General features: G+C 64.8%; 20 protein-coding genes. 11 read left to right on the top strand and 9 right to left on the bottom strand.

All coding sequences use genetic code 11. The annotated features are described in order from the left end of the window. Positions 1–53 precede the first annotated feature (53 nt). Genes Q0Q48_RS14530 through Q0Q48_RS14510 form a run of 5 tightly spaced genes read left to right on the top strand, consistent with a single transcriptional unit; the run spans position 54 to position 5,331 of the window. Positions 54–1,370 (top strand): NtaA/DmoA family FMN-dependent monooxygenase, encoded by a 1,317-nt coding sequence (locus tag Q0Q48_RS14530; RefSeq protein WP_295138895.1) that lies wholly within the window; start codon positions 54–56, stop codon positions 1,368–1,370. A gap of 27 nt (positions 1,371–1,397) precedes the next feature. After that, positions 1,398–2,501 (top strand): ABC transporter substrate-binding protein, encoded by a 1,104-nt coding sequence (locus Q0Q48_RS14525; protein WP_295138892.1) that lies wholly within the window; start codon positions 1,398–1,400, stop codon positions 2,499–2,501. Between the two features lie 4 nt (positions 2,502–2,505). Next, on the top strand, positions 2,506–3,636 hold the full coding sequence (locus tag Q0Q48_RS14520; RefSeq protein ID WP_295138890.1) for an ABC transporter ATP-binding protein: 1,131 nt from the start codon (positions 2,506–2,508) through the stop codon (positions 3,634–3,636). After that, positions 3,629–4,525, top strand: a complete 897-nt coding sequence (locus Q0Q48_RS14515; protein ID WP_295138887.1) for an ABC transporter permease — start codon at positions 3,629–3,631, stop codon at positions 4,523–4,525. The genes Q0Q48_RS14520 and Q0Q48_RS14515 overlap by 8 nt, the downstream gene beginning before the upstream one ends. Continuing rightward, complete coding sequence (locus Q0Q48_RS14510) at positions 4,522–5,331, top strand: ABC transporter permease (RefSeq protein WP_295138885.1); 810 nt, start codon at positions 4,522–4,524, stop codon at positions 5,329–5,331. The genes Q0Q48_RS14515 and Q0Q48_RS14510 overlap by 4 nt, the downstream gene beginning before the upstream one ends. Here Q0Q48_RS14510 and Q0Q48_RS14505 read toward each other — a convergent pair. Together Q0Q48_RS14505 and Q0Q48_RS14500 are read right to left on the bottom strand one after the other, a co-directional pair. Further along, the gene (locus Q0Q48_RS14505) at positions 5,309–5,848 is read right to left on the bottom strand and encodes a redoxin domain-containing protein (protein WP_295138882.1); all 540 of its coding nucleotides are present in this window, start codon (positions 5,846–5,848) and stop codon (positions 5,309–5,311) included. The two genes, Q0Q48_RS14510 and Q0Q48_RS14505, sit on opposite strands and share 23 nt — an antisense overlap. Positions 5,849–5,931: 83 nt before the next feature. After that, complete coding sequence (locus Q0Q48_RS14500) at positions 5,932–7,092, bottom strand: NADH:flavin oxidoreductase/NADH oxidase (protein ID WP_295138879.1); 1,161 nt, start codon at positions 7,090–7,092, stop codon at positions 5,932–5,934. A gap of 15 nt (positions 7,093–7,107) precedes the next feature. Between Q0Q48_RS14500 and Q0Q48_RS14495 the strand changes: the two genes are divergently transcribed. Continuing rightward, complete coding sequence (locus Q0Q48_RS14495; protein ID WP_295138876.1) at positions 7,108–7,596, top strand: CoA-binding protein; 489 nt, start codon at positions 7,108–7,110, stop codon at positions 7,594–7,596. A gap of 3 nt (positions 7,597–7,599) precedes the next feature. Next, positions 7,600–7,929 (top strand): hypothetical protein, encoded by a 330-nt coding sequence (locus Q0Q48_RS14490; protein ID WP_295138873.1) that lies wholly within the window; start codon positions 7,600–7,602, stop codon positions 7,927–7,929. Positions 7,930–8,255: 326 nt separating this feature from the next. Here the strand turns inward: Q0Q48_RS14490 and Q0Q48_RS14485 are convergent, their stop codons facing one another. Beyond that, positions 8,256–9,770, bottom strand: a complete 1,515-nt coding sequence (locus tag Q0Q48_RS14485; RefSeq protein WP_295138870.1) for a DegQ family serine endoprotease — start codon at positions 9,768–9,770, stop codon at positions 8,256–8,258. 135 nt (positions 9,771–9,905) lie between these two features. On the opposite strand from Q0Q48_RS14485, the gene Q0Q48_RS14480 reads away from it, so the two are divergent. Together Q0Q48_RS14480 and Q0Q48_RS14475 are read left to right on the top strand one after the other, a co-directional pair. Beyond that, positions 9,906–10,580, top strand: coding sequence for a response regulator transcription factor (locus tag Q0Q48_RS14480; RefSeq protein ID WP_295138868.1), 675 nt, complete (start codon positions 9,906–9,908; stop codon positions 10,578–10,580). Beyond that, positions 10,558–11,940, top strand: coding sequence for an ATP-binding protein (locus Q0Q48_RS14475; RefSeq protein ID WP_295138865.1), 1,383 nt, complete (start codon positions 10,558–10,560; stop codon positions 11,938–11,940). The genes Q0Q48_RS14480 and Q0Q48_RS14475 overlap by 23 nt, the downstream gene beginning before the upstream one ends. Here the strand turns inward: Q0Q48_RS14475 and Q0Q48_RS14470 are convergent. The 5 genes from Q0Q48_RS14470 to Q0Q48_RS14450 are packed head-to-tail and all read right to left on the bottom strand — an operon-like array spanning position 11,925 to position 16,562. Then, the gene (locus Q0Q48_RS14470) at positions 11,925–12,641 is read right to left on the bottom strand and encodes an ABC transporter ATP-binding protein (protein ID WP_295138862.1); all 717 of its coding nucleotides are present in this window, start codon (positions 12,639–12,641) and stop codon (positions 11,925–11,927) included. The genes Q0Q48_RS14475 and Q0Q48_RS14470 overlap by 16 nt on opposite strands. After that, positions 12,638–13,408, bottom strand: a complete 771-nt coding sequence (locus Q0Q48_RS14465) for an ABC transporter ATP-binding protein (protein WP_295138859.1) — start codon at positions 13,406–13,408, stop codon at positions 12,638–12,640. The genes Q0Q48_RS14470 and Q0Q48_RS14465 overlap by 4 nt, the downstream gene beginning before the upstream one ends. Continuing rightward, the gene (locus Q0Q48_RS14460) at positions 13,408–14,412 is read right to left on the bottom strand and encodes a branched-chain amino acid ABC transporter permease (RefSeq protein ID WP_295138856.1); all 1,005 of its coding nucleotides are present in this window, start codon (positions 14,410–14,412) and stop codon (positions 13,408–13,410) included. Before Q0Q48_RS14460 ends, Q0Q48_RS14465 begins: the two co-directional genes overlap by 1 nt. A 6-nt stretch (positions 14,413–14,418) precedes the next feature. Further along, positions 14,419–15,321 (bottom strand): branched-chain amino acid ABC transporter permease, encoded by a 903-nt coding sequence (locus Q0Q48_RS14455; RefSeq protein ID WP_295138853.1) that lies wholly within the window; start codon positions 15,319–15,321, stop codon positions 14,419–14,421. 29 nt (positions 15,322–15,350) lie between these two features. Continuing rightward, on the bottom strand, positions 15,351–16,562 hold the full coding sequence (locus Q0Q48_RS14450) for an ABC transporter substrate-binding protein (RefSeq protein WP_295138851.1): 1,212 nt from the start codon (positions 16,560–16,562) through the stop codon (positions 15,351–15,353). 165 nt (positions 16,563–16,727) lie between these two features. Here Q0Q48_RS14450 and Q0Q48_RS14445 point away from each other — a divergent pair, with 165 nt between their 5' ends. Together Q0Q48_RS14445 and Q0Q48_RS14440 are read left to right on the top strand one after the other, a co-directional pair. Continuing rightward, positions 16,728–17,642, top strand: coding sequence for an EamA family transporter (locus Q0Q48_RS14445; protein WP_295138849.1), 915 nt, complete (start codon positions 16,728–16,730; stop codon positions 17,640–17,642). 32 nt (positions 17,643–17,674) lie between these two features. Continuing rightward, complete coding sequence (locus Q0Q48_RS14440; RefSeq protein ID WP_295138846.1) at positions 17,675–18,736, top strand: lactonase family protein; 1,062 nt, start codon at positions 17,675–17,677, stop codon at positions 18,734–18,736. A 4-nt stretch (positions 18,737–18,740) separates the two neighbouring features. On the opposite strand, the gene Q0Q48_RS14435 is transcribed toward Q0Q48_RS14440, so the two are convergent. Next, the coding region (locus tag Q0Q48_RS14435; protein ID WP_295138843.1) for a tripartite tricarboxylate transporter permease at positions 18,741–19,444 on the bottom strand (704 nt) is incomplete at its 5' end.

Raw genomic sequence — 19,444 nt, 5'->3', positions numbered from 1 at the left:
CCGGCACAGTATTTGCGTCTCTTCTGCCGGACAGGCGGTATCGGAGGGCGTTCGTGGCGACCAACCCGTTTCATCTCGCGTGGTTCTTGCAAGGCTCCAGCGTGCAGGCCTGGGGCGAGCCCTGGACAGGACACATCGGGACGACATGGGAGCAGCCGGAGCTGTTCCTCGATATGGCGCGCAGCCTGGAGCGAGCCTGCTTCGACTACATCCTCCTCGAGGACTCATCCTATGTGGGAGAAAGTTTCGGCGGCTCGACCGAGATCTACCTGAAGAAGGCCATCGCCGTGCCGCGGCAGGACCCGTCGGTGGTCGCCGCGCTGATGACCCAGGTGACCTCGCGCATCGGCATCGTGCCGACCTTCGGCACCTTCGCCTATCATCCCTATCTTCTGGCCCGCCTCGTGGCGACGCTCGACCAGGTGTCGGCGGGTCGCGCCGGTTGGAACGCGGTCACCGGCAGTTCCGACTTCGCGGCGATGAACTTCGGCATGCCCGGCATGCCCGAGCACGACCTGCGCTACGACATGGCCGACGAATACATGGAGGTGGTGCGCGGCCTCTGGGGCTCCTGGGAGCCCGGCGCGATGATCGCCGACCGCAAGAGCGGCAACCTGATCGACCACACCAAAGTCCACGGCGTGAACTACAACGGCAAGTACTTCAAGACGCGCGGACCACTGAATTCCGGCCCGAGCCCACAGGGCCGGCCGGTGATCGCCCAGGCCGGCGGCTCGCCGCGCGGCCGGCGCTTTGCCGCCGCCCATGCCGACACGATCGTGGTCAACGCCAAGGGCATCGACGCCATGCGCGCCTACCGCGACGACGTCCACAAGCACATGATCGCGCAGGGCCGCAAACCGAGCGACTGCAAGGTGCTCTACCTGATCAACCCGATCCTCGGCGAGACCATGGAAGAGGCACTGGAGCGCAAGAAGAAGCGCGAGTGCATGGCGCAGGCCAACATCCAGGAGCGCCTCGCCCACTTCGGCAAGGTCACCAACATCGACTTCGGCAGGTTCGACCTCGATAAACCTTTGCCCGACGACGTGACCACCAACGGTCACCAGCTCAATCTCGAGCAGTTCCGCACCTTGGCCGCCGGCCGCTCGATCCGCCAGACCATGGCCTCGTTCAACGCCGTCGACCTGTCGATCGACCTGTGCGGCACCTGCGATTCGGTCGCCGCGCGCATGGGCGAGGTCATGCAGGAGGTCGGCGGCGACGGCTTCCTCTTCTCCATGCCCAACGTCAACCGCCGCACCCTGGCCGAGATCGAGGATGGGCTGGTCCCCGCCCTCCAGGATCGCGGCCTGGTGCGCAAAGCCTACGAGCACAAGCAGTTCAGGGAAAATCTCCTCGCTTACTGATCCAGCCGAACGGGAAGGAAGGCATCCATGAGCAAGAAGACAATCGGCAGGCGCTCCACTCTGGGTCTCATCGGCGCGGGCCTCGTCGCCGCCCCGTTCATCCGCCCCAGCTATGGTCAGGCCGCATGGCCCGAGCAGACGACGGTGCCCGATATCCTGAAGGGCAGCGGCGAGATTCGCATCGCCACCTTCGGTGGCACCATGCAGGAGACGCAGCAGAAGGCCTATTTCGAACCGTTCGAGAAGATCACCGGAATCAAGGTACGCGCCTTCCCCGGCTCCGACCCCACTAAGATCAAGGCGATGGTCGACACCGGCAATGTCGAATGGGACTTGGCCCAGCTCAGCCGGGGCTCGATCATGAACCTCCAGAAGCGCGGCGACTACTTCGAGAAGATCGACTACGACATCGTCGATCCCGGCGTCGAGAAGCAGTTTCGCTTCGAGTACGGGCTGGAGATGCTGGTCTGGGCGCAGGTCCTCGCCTACCGCACCGACGCCTTCAAGGGCGCCGTTCCGTCGGGCTGGGCCGATTTCTGGGACACCAGGAAGTTCCCGGGCGATCGCGCTTTGTATGGCACCAACAGCGGCGGCTGGCCCGAGATGGAGTTCGCCCTGATGGCGGCCGGCGTCCCGCCGGACAAACTCTATCCGCTCGACGTCGACAAGGCGTTGGCGAGCTACGGCAAGATCAAGAAGGACGTCTTCAAGTGGTGGGACACCGGCGCGGTGCCGATCCAGCTCCTGACCGATCGCGAAGTCACCATGACGTCGGTCTGGAATGGCCGCATGGCCGCGCTGCAGGCGGCCGGTGTTCCCGCGGCGATCAGCTGGAACCAGGGCCTGTCGAAGCGGGACGCCTGGGGAATTCCCAAGGGCGCCAAGAACAAGGTCAACGCCATGAAGTTCGTCGCCTACTCGACGATGGCAATCCCACAGGCGCGCGTCTGCCTCGGCATTCCCTATGGCTCCGTGAACGCAAGATCGAACGAGTACATTCCGTCCGAACGGCTGGCCATCCTGCCGAGCGCCCCGGACATCGCCAAGCAGCTCGTGCCCTACAACTACGATTGGTGGATCGACAATCGCGAGACCGTCATTCCAAAGTTCAACAAGTGGCTGTTGAGCTGACGCCGTGGCTGGCGCTGGCACGAACGAAGTTGGCTCACGTCCCATCGGCAGCGGCGCGTCGGTAGCGCTCTCCAATCTGGAGAAGACCTACGATCGGGCCAGCGCCGCCAAAGCCGTCGACGGCGTGTCGCTCGACATCCGTTCAGGCGAGTTCCTGACGATGTTGGGGCCCAGCGGTTCGGGCAAGACCACGACGCTGATGATGATCGCCGGTTTCGAGACGCCAACCACCGGCGACATCGCGATCGACGGCAAATCAGTCGTCGCCATGCCGCCCTACCGGCGCAACATCGGCATGGTGTTCCAGAACTACGCGCTGTTCCCTCACCTCACCGTCGAGGAAAATATCGGCTTCCCGCTGAAACAGCGCGGCGTTCCGAAGGCGGAGCGAACGAAGCTGGTGGCCGAGGCGCTGGAGTTGGTGCACTTGCCGGGTTATGGCGCCCGCTATCCGCGCCAGCTCTCGGGCGGCCAGCAGCAGAGGGTCGCTGTTGCGCGGGCCGTCGTGTTCAAACCGCGCCTGCTGCTGATGGACGAGCCGCTGGGGGCGCTCGACAAGCAGCTGCGCGAGAATCTCCAACTCGAGATGCGTCGTCTCCATGCAGATCTCGGAATCACCTTCATCTACGTGACGCACGACCAGGAGGAGGCACTCACCATGTCTGACCGGATCGCCGTCATGAACGACGGCAAGGTCGCGCAGGTCGGAAGCCCGGAGGATCTCTACGACCGGCCGGGCAACCGCTTCGTCGCAGGCTTCATCGGCGAGTCGAACTTCCTGCCGGCGGTGGTGCGCGGGGTGGACGACAACATCGTCGTCGCCGAGTGCGAAGGCACGCTGATCCGTGCCCAATGCCCCAGCCGCCCCGCAAGCGGCGAGAAGGTGACGCTGTCCACGCGGCCGGAACGTCTGCGCTTCGCCGATGGCGCGTGGGCCGGAACGACGCCGCAGAATCGCCTCAGCGTCACCGTCACCGAGGCCGTCTTCGCGGGCGAGCGCTGCCGCTACATGCTGCAGGCCGGTAACGGCACGTCGATCGTGCTCAAAGAGCCGTCCAGCGCCACCATCCGCCGCCGCGCCGTCGGCGAGCGCGCGGAGATCGCCTGGTCGGTCGCGGATACGATTCTTGTCTGAGGTCATCCAGCCCGCGTCCCTCGCCCTCGCGGTCAGCCGGCCGAAGACGACACCATTCGACTGGCGCCGCGCCGTACCGTTGCTGCTGGCGGCACCGCTGCTAATCTACATGCTGGTCTTCTATGCGCTGCCGGTCGTGGCGATGCTGTTGCGCAGCGTGAACGATCCGAGCTGGACACTGTCGCATTACGCGACCCTGTTGGATGACGTCGTCTTCCAGAAGACCTTCTGGATCACGATCAACACCTCCGTGACAGTCACCTTGGGATGCCTGATTCTGGGCTATCCGGTCGCCATGGGACTGGTGCGCGCCAAATCGATGGCGCCCTTCATTCTGGTGGTCATCCTGCTGCCCTTCTGGACCAGTGTCCTGGTCCGCAGCTACGCCTGGATGGTGCTGCTCGGCCGGCACGGCCTGGTCAACGAGGCGCTGATCGCGCTCGGCATGATCGATCGGCCGATCCGCATCCTGAACACGCCGCTCGCGACGCAGATCGCGATGATCCATATCCTCCTGCCCTACATGATCCTGCCCATCGCCAATGCGCTGCGGCAGATCGATCCCTCGTTGATCCGGGCCGCCTCCGGCCTCGGCGCGACGCCTTTCATGACCTTCCGCCAGGTCATCCTGCCGCTGTCCATGTCGGGTGTGGCGGCGGGCACTCTTCTCACCTTCGTGCTCGCGCTCGGCTTCTACATCACGCCGGCCATGGTCGGCGGGCCACGCGACATCACCTTGTCGATGCTGATCGCGCAGCAGGTCGACCAGCTCAACTGGGCCTATGCCGCGGCGCTCTCGGCCGTGCTGCTGGCGACGGCGCTGGCCATCCTGGCCGTGGCACGCAAGCTGCCGGGCGTGGGCAATGCTTTCAGGACGAGCATGCGATGAGGCTGGCGCGCATTCTTCCGGCCAGCATCGTCGGTCTGATCCTGTTCTTTCTCGCCTTCCCGATCGTCGTGGTGGCGATCGTCTCCTTCTCGTCGGCCACCTACCTCACCTTTCCACCACCCGCCTTCGGCTTGCGCTGGTACGAGGCCTATTTCAGCAATCCCGACTGGCTGAAGCCGACCTGGGTCAGCATCTGGGTGGCCTGCGCCGTCGTCATTCTGGCGACGTTCCTGGGCACTCTGGCGGCGTTGGGCATAGCGCGGCTGCCCAAAGGGCTGCGCATCGTCGCAGCCGGTCTGATCCTGTCGCCGCTGATCGTGCCTGGCATCGTCGTGGCAATCGGCATCTACTACGCCTATTCGCGCTACGGCCTGGTGGGCACGCCGATTGCGATGGTGCTGGCGCATACCTGCCTCGCCGTGCCTTTCGTCGTTACCAGTGTGACGGCGAGCCTTTCCGGCATCGACCCACGGCTGGAACAGGCGTCCCTGAGCCTGGGCGCAACGCCCGGCGCCACCTTCTTCCAGGTCACCCTGCCGCTCATCCGCCCCGGCGTGCTGGTCGGCGCACTCTTCGCCTTCATCACTTCGTTCGACGAACTGATCGTGGCGCTGTTCATCTCGGGGACCGGCGCCGTCACCCTGCCGCGCCGCATGTGGGACGATCTGCGGTTCCAGATCGATCCGACCATCGCCGCCGTCTCGACCCTCACGATCGTGCTGACGGCCGCCCTGATGGCCACCGCGCATCTCCTGCGCAAGCGCGCAGAGCGCAATCGGACGTCTATTTCTTCTGCAGCTGCCTGACCGCCGCCATCGTGTTCTCGACATGCTTGTCGGGATTGCGGTCGGAGAAGGCATAGACGATCTTTCCGTCCGGCGCGATGACGTAGGAGATTCGGTCGGCGATGCCGACGCTGCCGACCCGGATCAGCGCCGAATCATAGGCTTTGATGACCTTGAGATCGGGATCGGCGGCGACCGGGAACTTGCCCGAGCAGGCCTGTGTCGAGAACTTGTGCAGGGTGCCGATATCGTCGGCGGACATGCCGATCAGGGTTGCGCCCATCGCCTTGAACTGCTCCGCCGCCTCGGCGAACTCGTGCGCCTCGGCGGTGCAGCCGGTCGTGAAGGCCTTGGGAAAAAAGTAGAGCACCACAGGCCCGCTCTTCAGGGCCTCGGCCAGCGAGAACGTATAGTCCTTGCCGTCCAGGGCCGCCTGCGCCGTGAACACCGGCGCCGTGTCGCCGGGCTTCAGGGCGGCCCAGACAGGCGTCGCCAGGACACAGGCGAGAGCGATGGCCGTGGCTGCAATCCGCTTCATGATCATCTCCGCCAGCATTCGAGGCATGCAGACCATAACGCACGATGCGGTGCGATGGTGTCACGTCGGAGTGAGGCGTCGCTTCACTCGGCGTTCAATCCCTTCATGTACGTCGATGGGATGACGGACTTCACCGACTGTGCGCGCTTGGCCAACCAGTAGGCCTGCGCCGGCGGCACCGAGGCGAATTTCGGGTCCACGCCCAGCTTCTGCGCGGCATCCATCGGCCAGTTTGGATTGTAGAGAAGCTCGCGCGCCAGTGCGATCAGGTCGGCGCGGCCTTCCTGCAGGATCTTCTCGGCCTGGTCGGCATGCACGATCAGCCCGACCGCCATGCTGAGAATGCCGGCATCGTTCTTCAGCCGGTCCGCATACGGGACCTGGTAGCCGTAGGTCACGGGACCCGCGCTCACGACCGGCGAGCCACGCATGCCGCCCGAGCTGCAATCGATCACGTCGACGCCCTTGGGCTTCAGGATCTTCGCCAGCGCGACGCTCTGGTCGGGGCCCCAACCGGAATCGTCCTCGACCGAGAGGCGCACGAACAGCGGCTTCGAGGCCGGCCAGTGCGCGCGCACGCTTTCCACCACCTCGATGGCGAAGCGCATGCGGTTCAGCTCGCTCCCGCCATACTGGTCGTTGCGCACGTTTGAGAACGGCGAGAGGAACTGGTGGATCAGATACCCGTGCGCCATGTGGATATCGAGCACGTCGAAACCCGCTTCGTGTGCCCGTCGCGCCGCCTGCCCCCAACGCTCGACCGCCTCCGGGATCTCCGCCAGGGTCAGCGCGCGCGGCGTCGGATCGGTATCGGGCGAATTGATGCCGCTCGACGAGACGAGCTCCCATTCCTCCCAGTCGTCGATCTCGGGTGACGGCTTCAACGGTGCGCCGCCTTCCCACGGACGGAAGCGCCGCGCTTTGCGGCCCGAATGTCCGAGCTGGATGCCCGGCACGGAATTGTGCAGCCGGATGAAGTCGACGCAGCGCTTCAGGCCGGGAACGAACTTGTCGTCCCAAAGGCCGAGGTCGCCGACGGTGCCGCAGCCGCGCCGCTCGACCTTGGTGGATTCCATGATGACGAGACCGGCCCCGCCGGCGGCATAGCGCCCTGCATTCACGAGATGCCAGTCGGTCGCGAAACCCTTCTCCGCCGCATATTGGTGCATCGGCGCCACGACCACCCGGTTCTTCAGGGTGACGTCGCGAATGGAAATCGGCTCGAACAGCATCGGACCGGCCATGTATAATCCCCCCCCATGCAAGCCGCCTTCAGCGACCGTTATGACGATCAATATCTGCGCAAGATCCTGCGCGACACCCGGACCATCGCCATGGTCGGCGCCTCGGCCAACTGGAATCGTCCCAGCTATTTCGCCATGAAGTATCTGCTGGACCGCGGCTACAAGGTCATTCCGGTCAATCCGGCCGCCAAGGGCCAGGAAATCCTGGGCCAGAAGGTCTACGGCTCGATCGACGAGCTGCCGGACAAAGTCGACATGGTCGACATCTTCCGCAATTCCGAGGCCGCCGGCCCGATCACCGACGAGGCCATCAAACACGGCGCCAAGGTCGTCTGGATGCAGCTCGGCGTGGTCAACATGGAGGCCGCGGCACGTGCCGAGAAGGCCGGGCTCAAGGTGGTGATGAACCGCTGTCCCAAGATCGAGCATTCCCGCCTCGCCGGCACCATCGAATGGCACGGCATCGCCAGCGGCGTCATTTCCTCGAAAAAGAGAGCTCTTTAGAGGATGCACCTCACGAGCGCGCTCCTTGCAAAGCTCCACTCGGCCTGGTCCACCGAGACCGGTAGCAAGTGGCGCTCCGACAACCCCGCCTGCGGCCAGTGCAGCGTTACCGCCCTCGTCGCTCAAGATTTGCTGGGCGGTGACATCCTGAAGACGATCGTCGAGGGCCAATGGCACTTCTATAATCGCGTCGGCGGACGACGGCTCGACTTGACGGAGAGCCAGTTCAGCCAGCCGCTCGACTACCAGGACCTGCCGTGCAACCGGAGCGAGGCCCTCGAAGACACATCCCTCGTGCAATACCGAATACTGAAATCCCGCGTCGCGCCCTAAACGCAGCGATGCCGGCTCGAAGGCCGGCACCTGGAAGGTTTGGAGGTCCGCAGCACCGCCACACCAGGCTGCGGACCTCCGCTCCCCCTCATGATCGCGCCTTCCCGGTCTTCGCCGGGAATGACACGGCCCCCCTGAGAGACATCGTCAGGTGAAGAAAACCGGCGGTGGTGGGGCCACCGCCGGCTCCTCACTGAGGTTCTGCTCGGCCACCCGGGGAGAGATAGCGGCTTCGCTTCGACCTCGAAGACTGAAAGCAATGCTTGCGACGCCAGGCTCGAAGGCTGCGGCCGGAACCCGAAGGCTCCGGCCGATCGAGAGGTTTGCTAGGCCGCCCGGGGAGAGATAGCGACAAAGCGCGTCATCCCCTCTCGAAACACCTTCATGAGCACCGGCTTGCCGGTGGTCTTCGCTTCCTTGAGCTTCTCGGCAGCCATCTTCGGGCTGTCGACGGCGTCCTTGCCGACCTGCTGCAGGACGTCGCCGGCCTTGAGGCCCTGGTCGTCGGCCGGGCTACCCGGCTCGACCGTGGCAACGACCACACCCTTCACATCACCGCCGAGGCCGAGCTGCTTGCGCGCCTCCGGAGAGAGGGGTGCCAGCGAGACACCGTAGGACAGCGGCGCGGGCTTCGCGGCTCCGTCCTTGCCGTCGGCGCTTGCCTTGACGATCGCGTCGTCCTTCTGGCCGCCGACCTTGGCGGTGAGCGTCGTCTCCTTGCCGTCGCGCCACACACCCAGCTTGACCGAGGTGCCCGGCTTGACCGCAGAGATGGTGCGGGTCAGCTCCTTGATGCCGTCGACCTTCTTGCCGTCGACACTGACGATCACGTCACCCGACTGGACACCGGCGGCGAGCGCCGCGCTGTCCGGCTGGACCACCGCCACCAGGGCACCCTTCTCGCTCTTCAGCGACAGGCTCTCGGCGATCTCCTTCGAGACCGGCTGGATCTGAACACCGAGCAGGCCACGCTCGACCCGGCCGTTGTCCTTCAGTTCGGCCACCACCGGCTGCGCCAGCGACGACGGGATGGCGAAGCCCAGCCCGATGCTGCCGCCGGTCGGCGAGTAGATGGCCGTGTTGATGCCGATCACGTTGCCGTCCATGTCGAACAGCGGGCCACCCGAGTTGCCGCGGTTGATGGCCGCGTCGGTCTGGATGTAGTCGTCGAACGGACCGGAGTGAATGTCACGGCCGCGAGCCGACACGATGCCCGTGGTCACGGTGCCACCGAGGCCGAACGGGTTGCCGACCGCCATCACCGGCTGGCCAACGCGCACCTTGCTGGCGTCGCCGAACGAGACGTAGGGCAACGGCTTGTCGCTCTCGACCTTGAGCACGGCCAGGTCGGTCTTCTCGTCGCCGCCCAGCATCTTGGCCGGCAGCTTGGTGCCGTCCGCCATGGTGATCGTGATCGAGTCGGCCTTGCCGACGACGTGGTAGTTGGTGACGATCACGCCCTTGGCGTCGACGATGAAGCCAGTGCCGACGGCCTGGGCCTTCTCCTTCGACTGCGGGCGAGCCTGCTTGCCGTCCGGACGACCCGGCTGCATCGGCTGGCCGAAGCGCTCCGAAAAGCGCTTCATGAACTCTTCCATCTGCTGCTGCTGCGAGTCCGACATGCGGGTCTCGTCGCCGTCGTCGGCGCCGGCCTTCATGGTCACGGCGACATTGACGACCGCAGGGGTTACCTTGGCAGCCAGGTCCGAGAAGTCCTGAACGGGCATGGTCTGGCCGGCGATAGCCGCGGGCGCGGCGAACATCGGGGCGATCAGTGCAGGCGCCGTCAGGGCGGTGGTGAGCGCCAGGGCGGTCAGGATACGGGACTTGGTCTTGGTCATGATCTACAGCCTCCTCCTTTGGGGGGTGCACGGAATATGGGGGAGGACCTGTAGCGCCCGGATGGCCGCAGGATTGAATGTTTGTATAGTTGGGGAACGTTGCGCCGGGGGCCGGCGCCGGGATAGACGGGCGCTGTGAAAATCCTCCTCGTTGAAGACGACAAACAGACCGCCGACTACATCGCCAAGGGCCTGCGCGAGCACGGCCATGTGGTCGACCATGCCGACAATGGGCGCGACGGCCTGTATCTCGCCACGGGCGAGAAATACGACGTGCTGGTCGTCGACCGCATGCTGCCGCAGATGGACGGGCTGTCGCTCGTAAAGGCTGCTCGCGCCACGGGCATGAAGGCGCCGGTCCTGTTCCTCACCACCATGGGCGGCGTCGACGACAGGGTCGCGGGCCTCGAGGCCGGCGCTGACGACTACCTCACCAAGCCCTTCGCCTTCGCGGAACTCAGGGCGCGCATCGGCGCCCTCTCCCGTCGCCCGCCGATCGTGGCCGCGACGTCCCTGGTTGCCGGCGATCTCGAGATGGATCTGCTGGCTCGCACCGTGACGCGTGCCGGCAAACGCATCGACCTGCTGGCCCAGGAATTCAAGGTCCTGGAATACCTGCTGCGCCATGCCGGCGAGGTAGTGACGCGAACAATGCTGCTCGAGAAGGTCTGGGATTTCCATTTCGATCCCAAGACCAACATCGTCGAGACGCATATCAGCAGGCTCCGCTCCAAGATCGACAAGGGATTCGACAAGCCGCTGCTCCACACGATCAGGGGGGCGGGCTATGTCATTCGCGCGCCTGACTAGGATCCTGCGCTCGGCGAGCTTCCGCCTGCCGCTGATCTACGCCGTCCTGTTCATCGTCTCCGCTGGCGTCCTGTTCGCCAGCGTCTATTGGACCGCGACTGCGGCGATGCAGAACGACATGGCGGCCGTCCTTCGCTCCGAGGCCTACCAGCTTGCGGAGGTTCATCGCCGCAGCGGACTCGCGGGCCTGGCCGAGCAGATCACGCGGCGCATCAACTTCCGCACCAGGGGTCCGATCTTCTACCTGCTGCAGGCGCCCAATCGCCGCGTTGTCGTCGGAAACCTGCCGGGTATGCCGCCGGTCAACGGCGCCATCGACTTCGAGCCCGACCAGCCGCAGCCGGAGCTTGACCCCGATCGTCCCGGCGAACGGCCCAAGCTCACGGGCTTTGGCCTCACCCTGCCCGACGGCTCGTTCCTTCTGGTGGCCCAGGACGCCAACCGCCTGGTCGACATGCAGCGCGCCATCATACGCGCCTTTGCCTGGTCGGGCGGCCTCACGCTCCTGCTGGCCATCGCCGGCGGTGTCCTGCTCGGCAGCAATTTTCTGCGCCGCATCGACACGATCACGCGCACGAGCCGCGCCATCATGGAAGGCGACCTCTCCGCGCGCATTCCGGTCCGTGGCACGCACGATGAGATCGACCAGCTGGTGGCTAGCCTCAATGCCATGCTGGCCCGCATCCAGCAGCTCATGGACGGCCTGCGGCAGGTGTCGAGCGACATCGCCCATGACCTGCGCACGCCGCTCGGCCGCCTGCGCCAGCGGCTGGAGGACGCGCGCGAACGGGCCACCACGACTGCCGACTACAGCGCCGCCACCGACGCCGCCATCGACGAAGCGGATGCGCTGCTGGAGACCTTCTCGGCCCTGCTGCGCATCGCCCAGGTCGAGGCCGGTGCGCAGAGGAGTGCCTTCGACACCTTCGACGTCTCCGCCCTGCTGAAGAGCCTGGGCGAAACCTACCAGCCCGTCGCCGAGGATTCAGACCGCGCCCTCGATGTGCAGATCGAGCCCGGCGCGATGCTGACGGGTGACCGGCAGCTCATCGCCCAGCTCATCTCGAACCTCCTCGAAAACGCGCTGCGCCACACGCCCGAAGGCACGAAAGTGCGCCTGGGCCTGAGGCGGCAGGGCGACGGCTTCGAGATCGAGGTGGCCGATAACGGACCGGGCATCCCCGCATCCGAGCATGACAAGGTCTTCGACCGCTTCTACCGGCTCGACCGCAGCCGCTCGACCTCGGGCAGCGGCCTCGGCCTCGCCATGGTCAAGGCGATCGCGGGCCTGCACGGGCTCACGATCCGGCTCGAGGATGCGAAGCCCGGGCTCCGGGTCGTGCTTCACACCGCCAGGTAGCGCTTTTTTACGTCATCGTTGGCGCGCAGCTCGTCGATCGAACCGCGATAGACGATATGCCCCTTGTCGATCACCGCCACGTGGCTCGCGATGTCGAGGCAGAAATGCATGTTCTGCTCGGCCACGATCAGCGTGGTGCCCATGTCGCGCAGCCGCTGAATCAGCTCGCCGATCTTCTCGACGATGATCGGCGCCAGCCCTTCGCTGGGCTCGTCGAGCAGCACGACGTCCGGATTCCCCATGAGTGTGCGCGCGATGGTGAGCATCTGCTGCTCGCCGCCGGACAGCCTTCCGCCCATGCGGCCGCGCATCGAGGCCAGGATCGGGAAGACGTCGTAGATCTTCTCCAGGGTCCAGTCGATGCGGCCGCCGACTCCGGGCTTGATCGCGATCTTCAGGTTGTCGTCGACCGAGTGCTCGGGAAAGATCTGCCGGTCCTCGGGCACGAAGCCCACGCCTTCGCGGGCAATGCGGTCCGGCGAGAACCTCTGCACCGGTGTCCCATGCACGGAGACCGTGCCGCGTTTGGCCGGCGCGATGCCGATGATGGCCTTCATGGTCGTGCTCTTGCCCGCGCCGTTGCGGCCGAGCAGCGCCAGCGACTGGCCCTTCTCGACGCCGAACGAGACGCCGAACAGGATCTGGCTGGCGCCGTAGAACACGTCGATATTCTCGACGTTCAGGATCTCGGCAGTGCTCATGCCGCCGCTCCCTGCCCGGAAGTTCCATGGGCGGACTTGCCGAGATAGGCCTCGATCACCTTGGGATTGGTCCGCACCTGGTCGGGCGTTCCCTCGGCGAGAACTGAACCATAGGACAGGACGCGCACCGTCTGGGCGACCTTGAAGACGATGTCCATGTCGTGCTCGATGAAGATCAAGGTCATGCCGCGCGCACGCCACAGCCGCTGCACCGTCTCGATCATGCGCCAGCGCTCCTCCGGTCCCATGCCGGCGGTCGGCTCGTCGAGCAGCAGCACCTTGGGTTCCAGCGCCAGCGCCAGGCCAATATCGAGCAGCTTCTGGTCGCCGTGGCTCAGGTTGCGGCTCAGGATGCCCGCCACTCGTGTGAGCCCCAGCAGTTCCATGATCTCGTCGCGCTGCCGCATCGTCGTGGCCAGGGGAAACGGCGAGCGCAGCACCGCCTCTCGATGTTGATGCGCCTGTGCCGCCGCTGCCAGCGCTTCCGACACGGTGAGCGTCGGGAACAGGCTCGCCACCTGGAATGCGCGCCCGATGCCCAGGCGTACGATCCTTCGCTGCGAGAGGCCGGCAATGTCCTTGCCGGCCAGCACGATGCGGCCGGTATCAGGTGGGAAGCGCCCCGTGATCAGGTTGAACAGCGTCGTCTTGCCGGCGCCGTTGGGTCCGATGATGGCGCTGAGCGAGCCATCGGCGAAGTCCAGCGTAACATCGCGGGTCGCCGAGACACCGCCAAAGGACTTCTTGAGGTTTTCGAGCTTCAGCATCAGCTGTCGCCCTTCCCTGCGTCCTTGTCCGCAGCATCCCGGATCGCCTGCGCCGCCGCCTGGCGCCGGTTCTCCCAGCGCTCGGCCAGCAGGTCGAGAGGGCCTTTGCGCAGGCCGAGCACCAGTACGAGGATCACGACGCCCAGCACCAGCTCGGTGTGGCTGGTGTAGGTGACCGTAACGTCGTTCAGCAGGCGCAGGATCACCGTGCCGACCAGCGGCCCCAGGAAGACATTGGACCCGCCCAGCAGGATCATGAAGATCGCCTCGCCCGAGGTCGTCCAGAAACCGAAGTTGGGATAGGCGCCCGACACGAACAGGGTCAGCAGGATGCCGCCCACGGCGGCAATGCAGGCCGACATCACGAAGCAGGCCAGCTTGACCATCGTCACGTTGATGCCGAGGAAGGCCGCGCGCTCCTGGTTGTCACGGATCATGCGCAGCGTGTAGCCGAACGGCGACGTCACGATCTGGCGCAGCAGCGCGATGCAGACGACGAACGCCACCGAACAGAAGACGTAGAGCTGCGTCCGGTCCGCGAGATCGATGCCCAGGAACTTCGGCCGCGGGATGCCGCCCATCAGCCCCTGGTCTCCGCCCGTGAAAGATACCCAGCCCAGAATGATATTGTAGAATAGCATCTGGAACGCGAGCGTCAGGAAGGCGAAATAGATCTCGTTCAGCCGCACGCAGATGGCCCCCACGATCAGGGCCATGAGCGCCGTGAAGCCGATCGCCAGAACGAAGGCGCCGGGAATTGAGAACTTGCCGGACTGCATTGCGAGGCCGAACGCATAGGCGCCGGCGGCGAAGAACATGGCATGGCCGAACGAGACCAGCCCAGTGTAGCCGATCAGCAGATTGAGCGACATGGCCAGCAGGCCGTAGGCCATGCCGAACATGATGAAATCGCGGATTGCAGGGGGCGCGCCGAACACCGGGACCAGCAGCAACAGGACCAGCCCCAGCCCGGCAAGGCCCAGATCTCTCCAACGTGAGGTCATGGCCGCCTACCGGTGCGCTCGGCCGAAGAGGCCGCTGGGCTTGAAGATCAGGACCAGTGCCATGATCAGGAACATCACCCCGTCGACAAACAGCGGGAAGCCGATGCTGCCGAAGGAGCGAGTGAGGCCGATGATGATCGAGGCGGCGAAGGCCCCCACGATCGAGCCCATGCCGCCAATCACCGTCACGATGAAGGACTCGATGAGGATCGAGAAGCCCATGCCCGGTGTCAGCGACCGAACGGGCGCCGCGAGCGCTCCTGCCGCGCCCGCCAGCGCGCTGCCGATCCCGAATACGGCGGCATAGTAGAGGTTCACGCGGATGCCCAACGCCGACACCATCGGCCCATTGATGGCCGCGGCCCGCACGATGCTGCCGAAGCGCGTGCGGCCGATGACCAGCCACAGCAGCAGACCGATCGCCATCGCGGCGAGGATCATGAAAATGTAGAACGGCGGAATGACCCCGCCCATGAAGCGGACAGGCGGCAACCGGAACTCCGGCGGCATGCCCATCGACAGCGGTACCGGTCCCCACAGGATCTTGATGAGATCGTCCGAGATCAGCACCACGGCGTAGCAGACGAGCAGCTGCATCAGCACGTTGGAACCGTAGACCTTGCTCATCAGCGCGCGCTCGAACAGCACGCCCAGCCCCCCGACCGCCACGGCCGCGCCCAGGGCGGAAACGAAGTAGCTGCCGGTGAGCTGGTAGAAGGTCCACGCCGCATATGCCCCGATCATGTAGAGCGAGCCGTGGGCGAAATTGATGACGTTCAGAACGCCGAAGATCAGCGTCACGCCGGACGCGATCAGGAAAAGCAGCATGCCGATGATCATGCCGCTGGTGAGCTGCGTCACGACGCACGACGTCGTGCCGACGCAGCGCAACAACGCGTCGAGGTCCACGGGGATGTCCTATCCGAAGGTGAAGACGTTCAGGTCGCGTAGCCCTGCTTCTTCTTCCACTGCTTCTCGAGTTCCAGGATCGGTTCCCAGGGCGACATCTTGAAGTCAGAAATGTATGGCTCCTTCGACAGCGAGAGCCCATAGCCGATAATGTAGTTGATGGTCGTGTTGTCCTCGGCCCGCATGGTGATGGACCCGCCGTCACCGAAAGGCGTCTTGATCGTGGCGCCCTTGATCGCCTCTGCGAGCTTCTTGCCGTTGGTGTCGCCGTTCGTCTTCTTCAGCGCCTCGATCAGGAACTGTGCGCCGACCGCATTCTCCCAAGACCAGTTGGTAGGCTTGCTCTTCTGCGTCTTCACGTATTCCTGGTACCAGGCTTCGTTCTCCGGAGTCGGCGGAACGGTCCGGTTGTAACGGCCGCCCGAATAGACACCCTGCGGAAACTGCTTCACCTGGTCGACGACACCATAGTCGCCGAGATTGACCATGAAGGACGCCTGCTTTTCGAATAGGGCATAGAGATTCGCCTGATCGATGAAGGCTACCAGATCGCCGCCCCAAAGGGCGGAGTACATGGCGTCGGCCTTGGCATTGAGCAGCTTGGTCACGACCTCGGTGTAATCCGGCTGGAAGAGCTTCGGCCAGGTCTCCTCGACGACCGTGATGTTGCCGTCGAAGTGCTTGGCATACTCCATGAACTCGGCCGTATTCGACCGGCCATAGGCATAGTCCGGCGAGCAGGTCGCCCACTTCTTGAGGCCCTTCGCCTTGGCGACCTTGGCGGCATAGTCGCCGCCGCCGATTGCATCGTGGATGCCCTGGCGGGCCGTCCGGAAGGCCGTGGGCACGTGGAGCTTGGGATCGGCCGTGAGCGAGGAGGTCTCCGAGTTCGTATGGATGCAGAGTACGCCGACCTCGCGGATGACCTCCTGCACCGCAAAGGCCGCGCTCGACGCTTCAGCGTCGATAATGATCTGGCAGCCATCGTTGTTGATGAGGTCGCGCGTGACCTTGGCTGCCTCCTGCGGCGCGCCCTTGGAGTCGCGCACGACCATCTCGATCTTGCGGCCGTTGATGCCCCCCTCGGCATTGACCTTGTCAAAGGACATCTTGAGCGCGCCGACGCTGCTCTGCCCGAGAATCGCGACGCGACCCGAGAGGATCGTCGGCACACCGATCTTGATGGCGCCGCTCTGCGCCCTGCCGATCGCCGGGGCGCCGACAAGCCCAGCCGTGGCCAAGGCTCCCGCGCCCTTCAAAACTTGACGACGGCTCGCGCGCCGCGACTCGATGGACGTCATGGTACTCACTCCCGGAATAGTTCTTGCGGCCTTCGACCGATTGCCGCGATTCTATGAGTAATTGTTCGACATGGTCAAACGACAACCGCCGCATGGACGGGGGAAATGATCTCCTCGTCATGGCTATGGATACCGCTCACGATCTTTGCTGCGGCGGCGCAGACCGTTCGAAACACGGCGCAGCGGCATCTGACGGCCGAACTTGGAACGCTCGGCGCCACGCTGGTCCGCTTCCTCTACGGCATGCCCGTTCTCGGCGTGTGGCTTTGTCTGGTGCTTCTCCTCGGTGGATCCCCTCAACCGGTACTCACCTGGGCCTTCGGCGGATGGGTCGTCGTGGCGGCATTGAGCCAGATGGCAGGCACGGCGCTGCTGCTGCGCGCGATGGAAGAACGCAGCTTCGCAATCGGTCTGGTCTATTCCAAGAGCGAGGTCATCCAGGTTGCCCTCTTCTCGATACTGTTCCTTGGCGAGACGCTCTCGGGAGTAGCCGTTGGCGCCATCGTGATCGCCACGCTGGGCGTGGTATTGCTGACACCTCGTCCTCCATCCCCCCAGGGTGCCAGACGAAGCTGGGCCGACCCGGCGGCCCTTTACGGACTCGCTTCGGGCTCGGCCTTTGCCATCTCGGTCGTGGGCTATCGCGGTGCGAACCTGACGCTCCAGTGTGGTTCGGCGTTCCTTGCCGCGGCAGAAACGCTCTTCTGGAGCCAGCTCCTACAGGCGATCCTGCTCTGTACGTGGCTGCTGGCGCGCAATCCTGCCATCGTTCTGGGCGCCCTGCGGCAATGGCGTGTCTCGATTTTCGCCGGAGTTGCCGGCGCTTCGGCGTCACTGGCCAACGTGACGGCGCTGGCACTCGCCCCGGCGTCCCAGGTGCGGACGCTGATCCTGATAGAGGTCGTGTTCAGCTACTTCGTTTCGCGTCGCGTCTTCCACGAGGCAATGAACCGGAGAGAATTCGTCGGCATCGTCTTCATCATGGCGGGCGTCGTTCTGATCCTGTCGACGGCCCATTGACCGCGTTTTGCCCCGACATGGACAATGAACAGATGAAAGCAAATCCAACCTTCGCCTATGTCGGCAGCTACACCTCACCGGAGCGCAACGGCCACGGCAATGGCATCAATGTCTATCGCGTCGACCCTCGCAATGGCGCTTTCCGGCACGTCCAGCATCTCGGCGGGCTGGAGAATCCGTCATTCCTGGCCCTCAATGCCACCGGGGACCGCCTCTATTCGGTGCACGGCGATCGCAGCGAAGCGACTTCCTACACGGTCGACCGCGAGACCGGTCGTTTGGCCGTCCTGAACCGACAGGCGAGCGGCGGTTATAACCCCATCCATCTCGCCTTCGATGCGAAGCAGGCATTTCTCGTCGTTAGCAACTACGGCTCGGATTCGCTGGTGGCGCTGCCGATCGCGAAGGACGGCTCCCTCGGCCCCTATTCCACTCTCACGACAGTCGCGGCGCCGCTCGGACCTCATCGCACTGAGCAGAAGAACGTGAGGCCGCATCACAATCCGCTCGATCGCGGCGGCAGGACCTTCTACCTGCCCTGCAAGGGCTCGGACTGTGTGATCGGCTACCGCCTCGATGCCAGGCGCGGCGTGCTCGTCGAAGCCAACCGGATCGCTTCCCGTCCGGGCGCCGGCCCGCGCCATATCGACTTCCATCCACGCAAGCCGTTCGCCTACGTAATCAATGAACTCGATTCGACGATCACGACCTATCGCCAGGATGTGTCGAGCGGTGCGCTGACACCGTTGCAGACCGTGCCGTCGACGCCGCCGGACTTCACCGGCTACAGCACCGGCGCGGAGATCTGGGTCGATGGCGCCGGGCGCAACGTCTATGTCTCGAACCGCGGCCACGACAGTATCGGCGTCTTCGGGATCGATGCCAGGAGCACGCTGACGCCGCGCCAATGGGTGCCGACCAAAGGGAGCGTGCCGCGCTTCTTCGCCTTCGATCCGGCGGAGCGTTTCCTGTATGTCGCCAACCAGGGTGGCGATTCGATCATCGCCTACACGGTGGGCCGAAATGGGCTCCTGGCCCCCACCAGGCTGCGGACCAAAGTCGGCAGCCCGGCGTGTATCGTGTTCTCCCGCTGAAGGGTCAGCCTTCCTCCTGGAAGGCCTCCTCGCGGGCTTTCTTGATACTCGGCAGCGCCATCAGGGCCAGCAGCGCCGCCGTCGCGATCAGCAGGCCGAGGCTGATCGGGCGTTCGATGAACACCATGGCGTCGCCGCGCGAGAGCAGCATGGCGCGCCGGAAGTATTCCTCCATCTGCGGCCCCAGCACGAGGCCGAGAAGGAACGGTGCGCCTTCGCAGCCCAGCTTGACGAAGATGTAGCCAAGCACGCCGAAGATCGCGACCTGCATGACGTGGAAGGTGCTGTTCTGCAGGCTGTAGGCGCCGATGCAGCAGAACAGCAGGATGGCCGGTGCCAGGAAGCGGTACGGCACGGTCAGCAGCTTCACCCACATGCCGATCATCGGCAGGTTGATGATAACCAGCATGGCGTTGCCGATCCACATCGACACGATCATGCCCCAGAAGAGATCCGGCTTCTTGGTCATGACCTCGGGGCCGGGCTGGATGCCCTGGATGATCATGGCACCGACCATCAGCGCCATGACGGCGTTGGACGGAATGCCCAGGGTCAGCATCGGTATGAACGAGGTCTGGGCGGCGGCGTTGTTGGCCGCCTCCGGCGCCGCGACACCCTCGACCGCGCCCTTGCCGAACTGGCCGGGGTTCTTCGAGATCTTCTTCTCGAGCGTATAGGACGAGAAGGCGCCGAGGGTCGGACCGCCGC

The sequence above is a fragment of the uncultured Reyranella sp. genome (assembly GCF_945957355.1).
Classification (GTDB): Bacteria; Pseudomonadota; Alphaproteobacteria; order Reyranellales; family Reyranellaceae; genus Reyranella.
Note: the sequence above shows the minus strand (reverse complement) of the source record. Positions and strands in the feature narration are given on the sequence as shown.